This is a genomic window from Halomonas sp. MCCC 1A13316, from assembly GCF_014931605.1.
GTDB lineage: Bacteria > Pseudomonadota > Gammaproteobacteria > Pseudomonadales > Halomonadaceae > Halomonas.
The window spans coordinates 3,946,579-3,961,358 of record NZ_CP053382.1; the positions used below are offsets into that span (position 1 = coordinate 3,946,579).

Annotated in this window: 25 protein-coding genes; 1 reads left to right on the forward strand and 24 read right to left on the reverse strand. The window is 60.9% G+C overall.

Features of this window, described 5'->3' with window-relative positions:
- Window positions 1-123: 123 nt before the first annotated feature.
- The gene (gene uvrA / locus HNO52_RS18250; RefSeq protein WP_197566633.1) at window positions 124-2,985 is read left to right on the forward strand and encodes an excinuclease ABC subunit UvrA; all 2,862 of its coding nucleotides are present in this window, start codon (window positions 124-126) and stop codon (window positions 2,983-2,985) included.
- A gap of 87 nt (window positions 2,986-3,072) precedes the next feature.
- Here the strand turns inward: uvrA and rplQ are convergent, their stop codons facing one another.
- The 24 genes from rplQ to rplB all read right to left on the reverse strand — a co-directional run bounded on the left by rplQ (window position 3,073) and on the right by rplB (window position 14,775).
- Window positions 3,073-3,468, reverse strand: coding sequence for a 50S ribosomal protein L17 (gene rplQ, locus HNO52_RS18255; protein WP_197566634.1), 396 nt, complete (start codon window positions 3,466-3,468; stop codon window positions 3,073-3,075).
- Between the two features lie 39 nt (window positions 3,469-3,507).
- Window positions 3,508-4,506, reverse strand: a complete 999-nt coding sequence (locus HNO52_RS18260; protein ID WP_167119193.1) for a DNA-directed RNA polymerase subunit alpha — start codon at window positions 4,504-4,506, stop codon at window positions 3,508-3,510.
- An 82-nt stretch (window positions 4,507-4,588) separates the two neighbouring features.
- Window positions 4,589-5,209 carry a 30S ribosomal protein S4 gene (gene rpsD / locus HNO52_RS18265; protein ID WP_197566635.1) on the reverse strand — a complete coding sequence of 207 codons (621 nt, stop codon included), beginning with the start codon at window positions 5,207-5,209 and terminating at the stop codon, window positions 4,589-4,591.
- A 12-nt stretch (window positions 5,210-5,221) separates the two neighbouring features.
- Window positions 5,222-5,608, reverse strand: coding sequence for a 30S ribosomal protein S11 (gene rpsK / locus HNO52_RS18270; protein WP_010626488.1), 387 nt, complete (start codon window positions 5,606-5,608; stop codon window positions 5,222-5,224).
- Window positions 5,609-5,647: 39 nt separating this feature from the next.
- Window positions 5,648-6,004 carry a 30S ribosomal protein S13 gene (gene rpsM / locus HNO52_RS18275; RefSeq protein ID WP_167119198.1) on the reverse strand — a complete coding sequence of 119 codons (357 nt, stop codon included), beginning with the start codon at window positions 6,002-6,004 and terminating at the stop codon, window positions 5,648-5,650.
- Window positions 6,005-6,125: 121 nt separating this feature from the next.
- Window positions 6,126-6,239, reverse strand: coding sequence for a 50S ribosomal protein L36 (gene rpmJ / locus HNO52_RS18280; protein ID WP_009099023.1), 114 nt, complete (start codon window positions 6,237-6,239; stop codon window positions 6,126-6,128).
- A 52-nt stretch (window positions 6,240-6,291) separates the two neighbouring features.
- Entirely contained in the window at window positions 6,292-7,623 is a 1,332-nt protein-coding gene (gene secY / locus HNO52_RS18285) for a preprotein translocase subunit SecY (RefSeq protein ID WP_197566636.1), read from the reverse strand.
- A complete protein-coding gene (gene rplO, locus HNO52_RS18290) occupies window positions 7,624-8,058 on the reverse strand; it encodes a 50S ribosomal protein L15 (protein WP_197566637.1) in 435 nt (144 codons plus the stop codon).
- Window positions 8,059-8,061: 3 nt separating this feature from the next.
- Window positions 8,062-8,244 (reverse strand): 50S ribosomal protein L30, encoded by a 183-nt coding sequence (gene rpmD / locus HNO52_RS18295; protein ID WP_066452141.1) that lies wholly within the window; start codon window positions 8,242-8,244, stop codon window positions 8,062-8,064.
- Between the two features lie 5 nt (window positions 8,245-8,249).
- On the reverse strand, window positions 8,250-8,750 hold the full coding sequence (gene rpsE, locus HNO52_RS18300; protein ID WP_197566638.1) for a 30S ribosomal protein S5: 501 nt from the start codon (window positions 8,748-8,750) through the stop codon (window positions 8,250-8,252).
- Window positions 8,751-8,761: 11 nt separating this feature from the next.
- Window positions 8,762-9,112 (reverse strand): 50S ribosomal protein L18, encoded by a 351-nt coding sequence (gene rplR / locus HNO52_RS18305; protein ID WP_197566639.1) that lies wholly within the window; start codon window positions 9,110-9,112, stop codon window positions 8,762-8,764.
- Between the two features lie 9 nt (window positions 9,113-9,121).
- Window positions 9,122-9,652: a 50S ribosomal protein L6 gene (gene rplF / locus HNO52_RS18310; RefSeq protein WP_197566640.1), complete on the reverse strand. Its 531-nt coding sequence runs from the start codon at window positions 9,650-9,652 to the stop codon at window positions 9,122-9,124.
- A gap of 9 nt (window positions 9,653-9,661) precedes the next feature.
- Window positions 9,662-10,054 (reverse strand): 30S ribosomal protein S8, encoded by a 393-nt coding sequence (gene rpsH / locus HNO52_RS18315; RefSeq protein ID WP_197566641.1) that lies wholly within the window; start codon window positions 10,052-10,054, stop codon window positions 9,662-9,664.
- A gap of 32 nt (window positions 10,055-10,086) precedes the next feature.
- On the reverse strand, window positions 10,087-10,392 hold the full coding sequence (rpsN, locus tag HNO52_RS18320) for a 30S ribosomal protein S14 (RefSeq protein ID WP_167119216.1): 306 nt from the start codon (window positions 10,390-10,392) through the stop codon (window positions 10,087-10,089).
- Between the two features lie 10 nt (window positions 10,393-10,402).
- Entirely contained in the window at window positions 10,403-10,942 is a 540-nt protein-coding gene (gene rplE, locus HNO52_RS18325; RefSeq protein ID WP_197566642.1) for a 50S ribosomal protein L5, read from the reverse strand.
- A gap of 18 nt (window positions 10,943-10,960) precedes the next feature.
- Window positions 10,961-11,278, reverse strand: coding sequence for a 50S ribosomal protein L24 (rplX, locus tag HNO52_RS18330; protein WP_010626477.1), 318 nt, complete (start codon window positions 11,276-11,278; stop codon window positions 10,961-10,963).
- Window positions 11,279-11,292: 14 nt separating this feature from the next.
- Window positions 11,293-11,664, reverse strand: a complete 372-nt coding sequence (gene rplN / locus HNO52_RS18335) for a 50S ribosomal protein L14 (protein WP_010626476.1) — start codon at window positions 11,662-11,664, stop codon at window positions 11,293-11,295.
- A gap of 39 nt (window positions 11,665-11,703) precedes the next feature.
- On the reverse strand, window positions 11,704-11,964 hold the full coding sequence (gene rpsQ / locus HNO52_RS18340) for a 30S ribosomal protein S17 (RefSeq protein WP_167119273.1): 261 nt from the start codon (window positions 11,962-11,964) through the stop codon (window positions 11,704-11,706).
- 1 nt (window position 11,965) lies between these two features.
- Window positions 11,966-12,157 (reverse strand): 50S ribosomal protein L29, encoded by a 192-nt coding sequence (gene rpmC, locus HNO52_RS18345; RefSeq protein ID WP_010626474.1) that lies wholly within the window; start codon window positions 12,155-12,157, stop codon window positions 11,966-11,968.
- Entirely contained in the window at window positions 12,157-12,570 is a 414-nt protein-coding gene (gene rplP / locus HNO52_RS18350; protein ID WP_167119222.1) for a 50S ribosomal protein L16, read from the reverse strand. The genes rpmC and rplP overlap by 1 nt, the downstream gene beginning before the upstream one ends.
- Window positions 12,571-12,585: 15 nt before the next feature.
- Window positions 12,586-13,287 (reverse strand): 30S ribosomal protein S3, encoded by a 702-nt coding sequence (gene rpsC / locus HNO52_RS18355; RefSeq protein WP_167119225.1) that lies wholly within the window; start codon window positions 13,285-13,287, stop codon window positions 12,586-12,588.
- Between the two features lie 11 nt (window positions 13,288-13,298).
- Window positions 13,299-13,631 carry a 50S ribosomal protein L22 gene (gene rplV / locus HNO52_RS18360; RefSeq protein WP_097790618.1) on the reverse strand — a complete coding sequence of 111 codons (333 nt, stop codon included), beginning with the start codon at window positions 13,629-13,631 and terminating at the stop codon, window positions 13,299-13,301.
- A gap of 18 nt (window positions 13,632-13,649) precedes the next feature.
- Window positions 13,650-13,925 carry a 30S ribosomal protein S19 gene (rpsS, locus tag HNO52_RS18365; RefSeq protein WP_009098993.1) on the reverse strand — a complete coding sequence of 92 codons (276 nt, stop codon included), beginning with the start codon at window positions 13,923-13,925 and terminating at the stop codon, window positions 13,650-13,652.
- 22 nt (window positions 13,926-13,947) lie between these two features.
- The gene (rplB, locus tag HNO52_RS18370) at window positions 13,948-14,775 is read right to left on the reverse strand and encodes a 50S ribosomal protein L2 (RefSeq protein ID WP_167119228.1); all 828 of its coding nucleotides are present in this window, start codon (window positions 14,773-14,775) and stop codon (window positions 13,948-13,950) included.
- Between the last annotated feature and the right edge of the window lie 5 nt (window positions 14,776-14,780).

A 14,780-nucleotide genomic window follows, 5' to 3' on the forward strand; every position in this document is an offset into this window, starting at 1 on the left:
CTCGATGAGCCGACTATTCTAACGATTCCGGCCCCCACAAGAAACGCCCCAGCCAGAGGCGCTTTGGCGTGCGGTCGGCCACGGGCGTATAATCGAGGTTTTGCCGAGCGCCATGAGGTGTGAATGGACAGGATCGTGGTCAGGGGTGCGCGCACCCACAACCTCAAGCAGATCGATGTCGAGCTGCCCCGCGACAGCCTGATCGTGGTTACCGGACTGTCCGGATCGGGCAAATCATCGCTGGCCTTCGATACACTTTATGCTGAAGGACAGCGCCGCTACGTCGAGTCGCTCTCCACTTATGCCCGGCAGTTTTTGTCGATGATGGAGAAGCCCGACGTCGATCACATCGAGGGGCTGTCGCCGGCCATCTCCATCGAGCAGAAATCCACCTCGCACAACCCGCGCTCCACCGTCGGCACCATCACCGAGATCTACGACTACCTGCGCCTGCTGTTCGCCCGCGCCGGCACGCCGCGCTGTCCCGAGCACGGCGAGGACCTCGAAGCCAGCACCATTTCGCAGATGGTCGACCAGGTGCTCGCCCTGCCTGAAGGCAGCAAGCTCATGCTGCTCGCCCCGGTGGTCAAGGGACGCAAGGGCGAACATCTGCAGCTGCTCGCCGAGCTGCGCGCTCAGGGCTTCGTGCGCGTGATGGTCGACGGCCAGGCGCTTGAGCTCGATGACATCGCCCCGCTGGACAAGAACAAGAAGCATGACATCAGCGTGGTGGTGGACCGGATCAAGGTGCGCGAGGGGCTCCAGCAGCGTCTGGCAGAATCGTTCGAGACCGCCCTCAACCTGGCCGATGGCATCGCCGTGGTCCATTTCATGGACGGCGAGGCCGAGGACATCCCCTTCTCGGCACGCTTCGCCTGTCCGGTCTGCGGCTACGCCATCGCCGAGCTCGAACCACGCATGTTCTCGTTCAACAACCCCGCCGGCGCCTGCCCCACCTGCGACGGTCTGGGCGTACAGCAGGTGTTTGATCCCGACAAGCTCATCAGCCACCCGGAGCTGTCGCTGGCCGAGGGGGTGATAAAGGGCTGGGATCGCCGTAGCGTCTACTATTTCAGCCAGCTGCAGGCGGTAGCCGACCATTACCGCTTCACCCTCGAGACACCATGGCACGAGCTCGCTCGCCACGAGAAGGAAGTCATTCTCCATGGCAGCGGTGACGACGAAATCGCCTTCAGCTACGTCAACGACCGCGGCCGTCGGGTGACCCGCGAGCACCCATTCGAAGGTGTGCTGCCCAACCTGCAACGGCGCTATCGTGAAACCGAATCGAGCATGGTGCGTGAAGAACTGTCACGCTACATCGCCGACCGAGCCTGCCCTACTTGCCACGGCACTCGACTGCGCAAGGAGTCGCGCCACGTCTTCGTCGACGAGCACACCCTGCCGCAGATCGTGCAGTTGCCGATCGGCGAGGCGTGGGACTACTTCCAGCGCCTGGCACTACCCGGGCGCAAGGGCGAGATCGCTCAGAAGGTGATCAACGAGATCCAAGCGCAGCTGGAGTTCCTGGTCAACGTAGGGCTCGATTACCTCAATCTCGAGCGCAGCGCCGAAACCCTCTCCGGCGGGGAGGCCCAACGCATTCGCCTGGCGAGTCAGATCGGCGCCGGCCTGGTAGGCGTCATGTACATCCTCGACGAACCCTCCATCGGCCTGCATCAGCGCGATAACGATCGCCTGCTCAAGACGTTGATCCACCTGCGCGACCTGGGCAACACCGTGATCGTGGTGGAGCACGACGAGGATGCCATCCGCGCCGCCGACCACGTACTCGATATCGGCCCCGGCGCCGGCGTCCACGGTGGACGCATCGTTGCCCAGGGTACGCCCGCGGACGTCATGGCCAGCCACGAATCGCTCACCGGGCAGTACCTTTCCGGCAAGCGACGTATCGAGGTCCCCAAGTGGCGCATACCCGGCAATCCGGAAAAACAGCTGAGGTTGACCGGGGCCCACGGCAACAACTTGCGCAACGTCAGCCTGACCCTGCCGCTGGGGCTGTTCATCTGCGTCACTGGCGTGTCCGGCTCGGGCAAGTCGACGCTGATCAACTCGACGCTGATGCCGATCGCCGCTCGTGAGCTCAACCACGCCACTAGCCTGACTCCCGCCCCCTTTGAACGCATCGAGGGCCTCGATCAGCTCGACAAGGTGATCGACATCGACCAAAGCCCCATCGGGCGTACGCCACGCTCCAACCCGGCCACTTACACCGGCATCTTCACGCCGATTCGTGAGCTCTTCGCCGGTACACAGGAGGCACGCTCACGCGGCTACAAGCCGGGGCGCTTCTCGTTCAACGTCAAGGGCGGGCGCTGCGAAGCGTGCCAGGGCGAAGGCATGATCAAGGTCGAGATGCACTTCCTGCCCGACATCTATGTGCCCTGCGATGTGTGCAAGGGCAAGCGCTACAACCGCGAGACATTGGAGATCGCCTACAAGGGCAAGAGCATCGACGAGGTGCTGGAAATGACCGTGGAGGAAGCACTGGAGTTCTTCAGTCCGGTTCCTGCCATCGCCCGTCGCTTGCAGACCCTGCTCGACGTGGGGCTCTCTTATATCCGCCTGGGCCAGAGCGCCACCACCCTTTCCGGCGGCGAGGCGCAGCGCGTCAAGCTGGCCCGTGAGCTGGCCAAGCGCGACACCGGCAAGACGCTCTACATCCTCGATGAGCCTACTACCGGGCTGCACTTCGAGGACATCCGCCAGTTGCTCGTCGTGCTCCATCGCCTGCGCGACCACGGCAACACCATCGTGGTAATCGAACACAACCTTGACGTGATCAAGACCGCCGACTGGATCGTCGACCTCGGCCCCGAGGGCGGCTCCGGCGGCGGACGCATCATCGCCGAGGGCACCCCGGAACAGGTCGCCGAAATGGACGTCTCCCACACCGGGCGCTTCCTCAAGCCGCTGCTGGAGCGGGCCAAGAGCCAGAAGGCCGAGCCAGCCACCTCCAAATAAATGTCGAAAATAAAAAAACCCGGCTTCGCGAGAAGCCGGGTTTTTCATGATGCTACAGCACTGCCGGGCCAGGTCCGCCGCCGAGGATCACTCCTCGGTGACGACTTCCTCGGCCTCCTCGACGACCGGGCGGTCGACAAGTTCGACGAAGGCCATGGGGGCGTTGTCGCCGGTGCGGAAACCGCACTTGAGAATACGGACGTAACCGCCCGGACGCTCGACGTAACGCGGACCCAGCTCATTGAAGAGCTTGCCGACCGCTTCCTTCGAGCGGGTACGGCTGAAGGCCAGACGACGGTTGGCGACGCTGTCCTGCTTGGCCAGGGTGATCAGCGGCTCGATGACGCGACGCAGTTCCTTGGCCTTGGGCAGGGTTGTCTTGATCACTTCGTGCTCGATCAGTGACACGCTCATGTTCTTGAACATGGCCTGGCGATGCGAGCTGGTACGATTTAGGTGACGACCACTCTTACGATGACGCATGGTTGTGATTCCTTACCAAACTGGGACTCGAGTCGACGCTCACGCGGAGGCCTTGTCGTCCTTCAGGCTCGCCGGCGGCCAGTTCTCCAGCCGCATGCCAAGGGAAAGACCACGAGCAGCCAACACGTCCTTGATTTCGTTCAAAGACTTCTTGCCGAGGTTCGGCGTCTTCAGCAGCTCGACTTCGGTGCGCTGAATCAGATCGCCGATGTAGTAGATATTCTCGGCCTTCAGGCAGTTGGCACTGCGGACGGTCAACTCGAGATCGTCTACGGGGCGCAGGAGGATGGGATCAACGTGATCCTCTTCCTCCACGACCTCCTGCTCCTTGTCGGCTTCCAGGTCGACGAACGCAGCCAGCTGCTCTTGCAGGATGGTAGCGCTGCGACGGATCGCCTCTTCCGGATCCAGGGTGCCGTCGGTCTCCAGGTCGATGATCAACTTGTCGAGGTCGGTACGCTGCTCGACACGTGCAGCATCGACGGCATAGGAGACGCGCCGCACGGGGCTGAAGGTGGCATCCAACTGCAGGCGACCGATAGCACGCGATTCGTCGTCGGCGCCCACACGGGCATCCGCCGGCTCATAGCCACGGCCACGAGCGATCTTGAGCTGCATCTTGAGCTCGGAACCCTCGTTGACGTGAGCAATGACGTGATCTGGATTGACGATCTCGACGTCGTGATCGAGGACGATATCGCCCGCGGTCACCACGGCCGGGCCCTGCTTGTTCAGCGAGAGCACCGCCTCGTCGCGACTGTGCATGCGGATGGCCACGTCCTTGAGGTTCAGAAGAATCTCGATGACGTCTTCCTGAACACCCTCGATCGCGCTGTACTCATGCTCGACACCCGAGATCTCGACTTCCACCACGGCACAGCCGGGCATGGAAGAGAGCAGAATGCGACGCAGCGCATTGCCCAGGGTATGGCCAAAGCCACGCTCGAACGGCTCGAGCACGATCTTCGCATGATGCGCGCTGATCTCTTCGACCTTGATATCGCGCGGACGGAGAAACTCTGTCACTGAACGCTGCATAACTACACCTTTGAGGCTGCCTAACGGTTACTCGGTACTCGTAGCCGGCCCGCAAAGGCCGGCACGACGCGATCAGCGACGCTTACTTCGAGTACAGCTCGACGATCAGGTTTTCGTTGATGTCGGCCGACAGGTCGCCGCGTTCCGGGATAGCCTTGAAGGTGCCTTCCATCTTCTTCGCGTCCACCTCGATCCAGGCGACTTCACCACGGTTGGCAGCGATGGAAAGCGCACTCTGGATACGCGCCTGGTTCTTCGCCTTCTCGCGAACGGATACCACATCACCGGGCTTGACCTGGTAGGAAGCCACGTTGACGCTACGGCCATTGACCGTGATCGCCTTGTGGCTCACCAGCTGGCGCGCCTCGGAACGGGTGGAACCGAAGCCCATGCGGTAGACGACGTTGTCCAGTCGGGATTCGAGCAGCTGCAGCAGGACTTCGCCGGTGGCGCCGGAGCGACGGGCGGCCTCCTTGTAGTAGCTGCGGAACTGCTTCTCGAGCACGCCGTAGATGCGACGTACTTTCTGCTTCTCACGAAGCTGCAAGCCGTAGTCGGAAAGACGCTGACGGCGCTGGCCGTGCACACCCGGAATCTGCTCGGATTTGCACTTCTTCTCGAAGGGAGTCACACCGCTCTTCAGAAAGAGGTCGGTGCCTTCACGACGAGACAGTTTGCACTTCGGTCCAATATAACGAGCCATGAATCTGTCTCCTTAAACGCGGCGTTTCTTCGGCGGACGGCAGCCATTGTGGGGGATGGGCGTCGCGTCAGTGATGCTCTGCACGCGGAAGCCGGCGGCGCTCAGCGCACGCACGGCGGATTCACGGCCAGGACCGGGGCCCTTGACCAGCACGTCGACGTTTTTCACACCATACTCGGCTGCAGCGGTCGCTGCACGTTCGCTTGCCACTTGAGCAGCGAACGGGGTGCTCTTGCGAGAACCACGAAAACCCGAACCACCGGCTGTTGCCCAAGAGAGAGCATTGCCCTGGCGGTCTGTGATCGTCACGATCGTGTTGTTAAAAGAGGCGTGGATGTGCGCGACGGCGTCCACTACCTGCTTTTTAACCTTTTTACGGTTGCTACGCGGGTTAGCCATGTTGATGTCTATTCCTGTCTTTACGCCAGAACGTGCGTGTTACTTGCGGATCGGCTTACGCGGGCCCTTACGGGTACGCGCGTTAGTCTTGGTCCGCTGACCACGCAGCGGAAGACTACGACGATGACGCAGACCACGATAGCAACCCAAGTCCATGAGACGCTTGATATTCAGCGTCACATCACGACGAAGGTCACCTTCCACGGTGTACTTGCCGACTTCACTACGCAGGGCATCGACCTCTTCAGAGGAGAGCTCCTGGATCTTGGTGGTCGGCGCGATGCCGGTAGCGGCACAGATTTCCTGTGCACGCGTGCGGCCAATCCCGAAGATATAGGTCAGCGAGATCGCCGCATGCTTGTTGTCCGGGATATTGACGCCTGCAATACGGGCCATCAGCTTTCTCCGAAATTTGAGCGGCTTGCTCGATTAGTCACTACAAAAGGCGCAACAGCATACCCCTTTACCCACCTTCGGGCAAGGGGTATGCCAGCACCGCTTTCTACAAACGCCAGAATCAACCCTGACGCTGCTTGTGCCGCGGCTCGATGCAGATGACGCGGACCGCGCCATTGCGCCGAATGATCTTGCAATTGCGGCACATCTTCTTGACGGAAGCTCGAACTTTCATCGTTCCTTCTCCAAAATCGGCACGCGGCGCGCCAAATCACCGGCGGCGCAGCTCAGCGCATGATGCCGCCGCTGCCATAGCCTTTCAGGTTGGACTTCTTCATCACTGACTCGTACTGGTGCGACATGAGGTGCGATTGCACCTGGGCCATGAAGTCCATGATGACCACTACCACGATCAGCAACGAGGTACCGCCGAAAAAGAACGGCACGTTCCACGCCACGATCAGGAACTGGGGCATCAGGGAGACCGCAGTGATGTACAGGGCACCGAACAGGGTCAGACGGGTCATGACCTTGTCGACATAGCGAGCGGTCTGCTCACCAGGACGAATACCCGGTAGAAACGCCCCTGACTTCTTGAGGTTGTCAGCGACATCCTTGGGATTGAAGACCAGCGCTGTGTAAAAGAAGCAGAAGAATACCACCGCCGCCGCGAAAAGCAAGATGTACAACGGCTGCCCCGGCCCGAGAGCCTGGGATGCCCGCTGCAACCACTCCATGCCATCTCCGGCACCGACCCACTGACCGATGGAAGCGGGGAAAAGCAGGATGCTGGAAGCGAAGATCGGCGGAATCACGCCCGCCATGTTCACTTTCAGCGGCAGGTAGCTGCTCTGCCCGGCATACATCTTGTTACCGACTTGGCGTCGCGGGTAGTTCACCGTGATGCGGCGTTGGCCGCGCTCGATGAACACCACGAAAGCCACGGTCGCCACACCCAGCACGGAAAGGGCCAGCAGTGGCAACACGTTCCAAGCGCCTTCGTTGCGTGCCAGCTCGAACGCCTGCCCTACCGCACCCGGCAAGCCAGCGACGATACCGGAGAAGATCAGCAACGAGATACCGTTGCCGATACCCTTCTCGGTGATCTGCTCACCCAACCACATCAGGAACACTGCGCCCGACACGAAAGTGACGATGGCAGTGAAATAGAAGCTGAAATCAGCGGTATAGGTAATGCCCTGGCTGGCCAGCCCCACCGACATGCCGGTGGCCTGGACCAAGGCCAGCGCCACCGTGCCGTAGCGGGTGTACTGGCTGATCTTGCGTCGGCCGGCCTCGCCCTCCTTTTTCAACTGCTCGAGGTGGGGTGAGACCGCGGTCAGCAGCTGCATGATGATCGACGCCGAAATGTAGGGCATGATGCCCAAGGCGAAGATACTCATACGTTCCAGCGCACCACCCGAGAACATGTTGAACAGTCCCAGGATGGTGCCCTGCTGCTCCCTGAACAAGGCAGCAAGCTGGTCAGGATTGATACCGGGAACGGGAATATGGGCACCGATACGGTACACCACGATGGCGAGGAGCACGAAGCGCAGACGCGCCCACAGTTCACTCAGACCGCTGCCCATCGCCGGCATGTTTCCTGACTTGGCCATTTAGTCCTCTACCTTGCCACCGGCGGCTTCGATCGCGGCACGGGCACCCTTGGTGACCTTGATGCCGCGGACCGTGACCGCCTTATTGACGTCGCCGGAAAGAATGATCTTCGCGTGCAGAGTGGCATTCTTGAGCACATTGGCCTGCTTCAGGGTCTCGAGGTTGATTTCGTCACCTTCGACCTTGGCCAACTCGCTAAGACGCACCTCTTCGGAGACCAGCGACTTCATGGAGGTGAAGCCGAACTTGGGCAGACGCCGCTGCAACGGCATCTGGCCGCCCTCGAAACCGGGCTTCACGCTGCCGCCGCTACGCGACTTCTGACCCTTGTGGCCGCGGCCACCGGTCTTGCCCAGACCGGAACCGATACCACGGCCGACGCGCTTCTCGGCATGCTTGGAGCCCGGTGCCGGGCTCAGGCTGTTGAGTTTCATGGATTACTCTCCCTCTACCCGCACAAGGTAGTTGACCTTGTGGATCATGCCGCGCACGGCAGGGGTGTCTTCCAGTTCGACCGTATGACCGATGCGGCGCAGCCCCAGGCCCTTCATGGTGGCCTTGTGCTTGGGCAATGTGCCGATGGTGCTACGGGTCTGGGTAACCTTGAGTGTGGCTGCCATGGTATTTACCCCGTGATCGCTTCGACAGACAGACCGCGCTTGGCGGCGATGTCTTCCGGCGACTGCATGGACGAGAGACCCTTGACGGTCGCGCGCACCACGTTGACCGGATTGGTGGAGCCGTAGCACTTGGCCAGGACGTCGTGGACGCCAGCCAGCTCGAGCACGGAGCGCATGGCGCCGCCGGCAATGATCCCGGTACCTTCGGAGGCCGGCTGCATGTACACCTTGGAGGCGCCATGACGGGCCTTGACGGGGTACTGCAGGGTATGGCCCTTGAGGCTCACCTTGACCATGTTGCGACGCGCCTGGTCCATGGCTTTCTGGATCGCGACCGGCACTTCACGTGCCTTGCCGCGACCGAAGCCGACACGACCATTACCGTCACCCACGACGGTCAGAGCGGTGAAACCGAAGATTCGGCCACCCTTGACCACCTTGGCGACGCGGTTGACCTGCACGAGCTTTTCCTGCAGGTCGCCGGTGTTCTGTTCGTTCTTCGCCATCGTAAAACCCTTTAGAATTCCAGGCCGCCTTCACGTGCGGCGTCGGCCAGGGCCTTCACGCGACCGTGGTACTTGTAACCGGCACGATCGAAGGCCACCTGGGTGATGCCAGCCTGCTTGGCGCGTTCAGCAATCAGCGCACCGACCTTGGCGGCGGCATCGGAGTTGCCGGTCGCCCCCTCGCGCAGATCCTTGTCCAGCGTGGAAGCGCTGGCCAGCACCTTGCCACCATCCGGCGAGATGATCTGCGCGTAGATGTGGCGCGGGGTACGGTTGACGCACAGGCGAAACACGCCCAGCTCGCGCATTTTGGCACGAGCGCGGCGGGCACGACGGAGACGAGATTCTTTCTTCGCGTTCATAACCCTGCCTTACTTCTTCTTGGCTTCTTTACGACGCACTTGTTCGTCGGCATACCGCACACCCTTGCCCTTATAGGGCTCAGGCGGACGGAAGGCACGAACTTCGGCGGCGACCTGGCCCAGCTTCTGCTTGTCCGCGCTCTTCAGCACGATGACGGTGTTCTTCGGCGTTTCCGCAGAGACACCCTCAGGCAGCGTATACTCGACCGGGTGGGAGAAGCCCAGTGACAGATTCAGCGTCTGGCCACTTGCCTGGGCACGATAGCCGACGCCAACGATTTCGAGGGTCTTGGTGAAGCCCTCGGAGACGCCGGTGACCAGGTTCTGGACCAGAGCACGAGTGGTGCCGACCATGGCCCAGGACTTGGCGCTCTCGCTCGGATTGAAGGACAGTTGACCCTCTTCCTGACCGATGGCCACGTCCGAATGAACGGTCATGGACAGCGTGCCCTGGCCGCCCTTGACGGTCAGCTGGTCGCCGTCGAGCTTGACGTCGACGCCGGCGGGCACTTTAACCGGATATTTGGCTACGCGGGACATTCCAGACTCCTAGAATACGGTGCAGATGACTTCGCCACCGACGCCCGCCTGGCGAGCGGCACGGTCGGTCATCACGCCCTTGGAGGTGGTGACGATCGCCACACCCATGCCGTCCGCCACCTGGGGCAGTGAATCCTTGCCCTTGTACTGGCGCAGTGACGGCTTGGATACCCGCTGCAGGTGCTCGATGACCGGCCTGCCCTCGAAGTACTTGAGGGTCACTGTCAGCTCGGGCTTGGTACCTTCAGCGACCGCGAAGTCGTTGATATAACCCTCTTCCTTCAATACGCGGGCCACCGCGACCTTGAGCGTGGAGGACGGCATGGTGACCGTCTCCTTGGTGGCCATCTGCGCATTGCGGATACGGGTGAACATATCCGCCAGAGTGTCTTGCATGCTCATTTACATTGCGCTCCTGATGTTTCCGTGGCGGCTTACCAGCTGGACTTCTTCAGACCAGGGACCTCGCCACGCATAGCGGCTTCACGCAGCTTGTTACGGCCGAGGCCGAACTTGTTGTAGTAGCCGTGCGGACGGCCGGTGATCCGGCAGCGATTACGCTGACGCACCGGGCTGGAGTCGCGCGGCAACTGCTGCAGTTTCAGCGTCGCCTCGAAGCGCTCTTCGTCGGAAGTATTCACGTTCTGGATGATCGCCTTGAGCTCGGCGCGGCGGGCCGCATACTTCTCGACCAGCTTGGTACGCTTGAGCTCGCGTTCAATCATGCTCTTCTTTGCCATGATCCCACCCTTATTTCTTGAACGGGAAGCTCAGCGCGCTAAGCAGCGCACGACCTTCCTCGTCGGTGTTGGCAGTAGTGGTGATGGTGACATCCAGCCCACGAACCCGATCGATCTTATCATATTCGATCTCGGGGAAGATGATCTGCTCACGCACACCCATGGAGTAGTTGCCGCGACCGTCGAAGGACTTCGGATTGAGACCACGGAAGTCACGCACACGGGGAATCGCGATGTTGACCAGGCGATCAAGGAATTCCCACATGCGCTCGGCGCGCAGGGTCACCTTGATGCCGATCGGCCAACCTTCGCGCACCTTGAAGCCCGCGATGGACTTGCGCGCATTGGTCACCAGCGGCTTCTGACCGGAAAGCTTCTCCAGGTCACCGATGGCATTCTCGATCTGCTTCTTGTCGCTGGTCGCGTCACCGATGCCCATGTTGAGGGTCACCTTGGTGATCCGCGGCACCTGCATCACGTTGGCGTAGCTGAACTGCTCTTTGAGCTGAGCCACCACCTCGTTCTGATAACGTTCTTTCAAGTTCGCCATTTTGCTACCCGACTCGCGTTAGGCGTCGATCTGCGTCTGCGTCGACTTGTAGATACGTACCTTGGTACCGTCTTCCTTAACCTGGAAGCCGACGCGATCCGCCTTACCGGTCTCCGAGTTGAAGATCGCCACGTTGGACGCGTGAATCGGAGCCTCGCGCTCGACGATACCGCCCTGATTGCCCGCCATAGGATTGGGCTTGGTGTGACGCTTGATCATGTTCACACCGGACACGACGAAGCGTTCGTCCTTTAGGACGCGCTTGATGGTGCCACGCTTGCCCTTATCCTTGCCGGCGATGACGATCACTTCATCGTCACGTTTGATCTTTTGCATGTCCGCTTCGCTCCTTACAGCACTTCAGGCGCCAGGGAAATGATCTTCATGAACTTCTCAGTACGAAGTTCACGAGTCACCGGCCCGAAGATACGGGTGCCGATCGGCTGCTCGTTGGTGTTGTTCAACAGAACTGCCGCATTTCCATCGAAGCGGATCAGCGAGCCGTCGGAACGACGGACACCGCTGCGGGTGCGAACCACAACCGCCTTGAGAACCTGGCCTTTCTTGACCTTGCCACGCGGAATGGCTTCCTTCACCGTGACCTTGATGATGTCACCGACCCGCGCGTAGCGACGGTGTGAGCCGCCAAGCACCTTGATGCACTGCACCCGGCGCGCTCCGCTGTTGTCGGCGACATCCAGCATTGTCTGAGTCTGAATCATCGGTTTTCTCCAAACCTAATCTGACTGCTCTCGCCGAGCTCAGCCCTTGGCCTGCTCGATCACCTCGACCAGCGTCCAGGCCTTCTTCTTGGACAGCGGACGGCATTCCTGAATGGAAACCGTGTCGCCGGCCTTGGCCTGGTTCGCCTCGTCATGGGCGTGCAGCTTGGTGGAGCGCTTGACGTACTTGCCATAGATCGGGTGCCGCTCGCGGCGCTCGATCATTACGACGATGGACTTCTCCATCTTGTCGCTCACCACCTTGCCGGTGAGCGTACGGGCTTTCTTCTCTTCGGCCATCTCAGTCACCTGCCTTCTCGTTGAGCACAGTCTTCACCCGGGCGATGTCCCGACGAACCTGCTTGAGCAGATGAGTCTGGCTGAGCTGGCCGGTGGCCTTCTGCATGCGCAGGTTGAACTGCTCGCGGAGGAGTTCGAAGAGCTGCTCCTGGAGCTGCTCGACTGACTTTTCACGAATTTCCTGGGCTTTCATCACATCACCGTCCGTTTCACAAAGGTGGTGGATATGGGCATCTTCTGGGCGGCGAGAGTGAAGGCCTCACGGGCCAGCTCTTCCGACACACCTTCGATTTCGTACAGGACCCGGCCCGGCTGGATCTGTGCAACCCAGTACTCGACGGAGCCCTTGCCCTTACCCATACGGACTTCGAGCGGCTTCTTGGAAATCGGCTTGTCGGGGAAGACGCGGATCCAGATCTTGCCACCACGCTTGACGTGGCGGGTGATCGCACGACGGCCGGCTTCGATCTGACGCGCAGTGATGCGGCCGCGACCGGTTGCCTTGAGGCCGTATTCCCCGAAGCTTATCTTGCTTCCGCGATGCGCCAGGCCACGATTGCGGCCTTTCATCATCTTGCGGAATTTCATGCGCTTGGGCTGTAACATCGACTCGCTCTCCCCTTACCTGGAACCTTTCTTCTTGGAGGGCGCGGCCTGCGGCTGTTGCTTGGCCTTGGCGCGGACCTCTTCGATGCCCCCGAGGATTTCACCCTTGAAGACCCAAACCTTGACACCGATGATGCCGTAGGTGGTTTTTGCTTCGTAGGTGGCGTAATCGATGTCCGCACGCAGGGTGTGAAGCGGCACGCGGCCTTCGCGGTACCATTCGGTACGTGCGATTTCGGCACCACCGAGGCGACCTGACAGCATCACCTTGATACCACCTGCACCCAGGCGCATGGCGTTCTGCACGGAACGCTTCATGGCGCGACGGAACATGACGCGACGCTCGAGCTGGCCGGCAATGTTCTGCGCGACGAGCTTGGCGTCGAGTTCCGGCTTGCGGACTTCCTCGATGTTGACGTGCACGGGCACGCCCATCATCGCGGTAACGTCGCGACGCAGCTTGTCGACGTCCTCGCCCTTCTTGCCAATCACAATGCCCGGACGAGCGGTGTGAATGGTAATACGGGCATTGTTGGCCGGACGCTCGATATGGATGCGGCTCACGGACGCATTCTTCAGACGCTCTTCGAGGAAGCGACGTACCTCGAGATCGTTGTTCAGCTTGTCGGCATAAGCACCGCGCTCGGCATACCACACCGAGGAGTGGTCCTTGACGATACCCAGCCGAATACCTGTCGGATGTACTTTCTGACCCATCTGGTCGACTCCTACTTCTCGGCTACCTTGACGGTGATGTGGCAGGTGCGCTTCAGGATGCGATCCGCACGACCCTTGGCGCGCGGACGGATGCGCTTGAGCGTCATGCCCTCATCGACGCAGATGGTCGAGACACGCAGCTCGTCGATATCCATGCCGTTGTTTTCTTCCGCATTCGCGATGGCGGACTGCAGCACCTTCTTGACCAGCTTGGCAGCCTTCTTCGGTGAGAAGGTCAGCAGGTCGAGCGCCTCGGCGACCGGTTTACCGCGCACCTGGTCAGCCACCAAACGGGCCTTCTGGGCGGATAAACGAGCGCCACGCAGCTTAGCTGTGACTTCCATCTCTCAATCCTCTCTGGCTTACCGTTTGGCTTTCTTGTCCGCCGCATGACCGCGATAAGTGCGGGTGGCAGCGAATTCGCCCAGCTTGTGGCCAACCATTTCCTCGGAGACGTGCACCGGGACGTGTTGGCGACCGTTATGGACAGCAATGGTGAGCCCGACCATGTTCGGCAGGATCATGGAACGACGCGACCAGGTCTTGATCGGTTTGCGGTCGTTCTTCTCCACTGCAGCCTCAACCTTCTTCAGCAGATGAAGGTCAATAAAAGGACCTTTCTTCAGTGAACGTGGCACAGCCGTTACCCCTTAATGTCTGTTACTTGGCCTTGCGGCGACGAACGATCAGCGCGTCGGTGCGCTTGTTCTTACGGGTCTTGTGGCCCTTGGTGGGCACACCCCACGGCGACACCGGATGGCGACCGCCGCTGGTGCGGCCTTCACCGCCGCCGTGCGGGTGGTCGACCGGGTTCATGGCCACACCGCGAACGGTCGGGCGCACGCCTCTCCAGCGCTTCGCACCGGCCTTGCCAAGTTGACGCAGGCTGTGCTCGGAATTGCCCACTTCACCCAAGGTCGCCCGGCAGTCGGCCAGCACCTTGCGCATCTCGCCGGAGCGCAGACGCAGACTGGCATAGCTTCCTTCACGTGCGACCAGCTGAGCGCTGGTACCGGCACTGCGAGCGATCTGCGCACCCTTGCCGGGCTTGAGCTCGATGCAGTGAACGGTGGAACCCAGCGGGATGTTACGCAGCGGAAGGGTGTTGCCCTTCTTGATCGCCGCATTCACGCCGGACTCGAGCTTGTCGCCCGCACTCACGCCCTTGGGCGCGATGATGTAGCGACGCTCGCCGTCCAGGTACTTGAGCAGCGCAATGTGGGCGCTACGATTGGGATCGTATTCGAGACGCTCGACGATGGCAGGAACGCCATCCTTGGTGCGCTTGAAGTCGATCAGCCGGTAATGCTGACGGTGACCACCGCCCACGTGGCGGGTGGTGATACGGCCGTTGTTGTTGCGACCGCCGCTACGCGACTGCTTCTCCAGCAGCGGGGCGTAGGGCTTGCCCTTGTGCAGGCCTTCGCTGACGACCTTGACGACGTGGCGACGACCGGCGGATGTGGGTTTTGTCTTGACGATTGCCATGATCC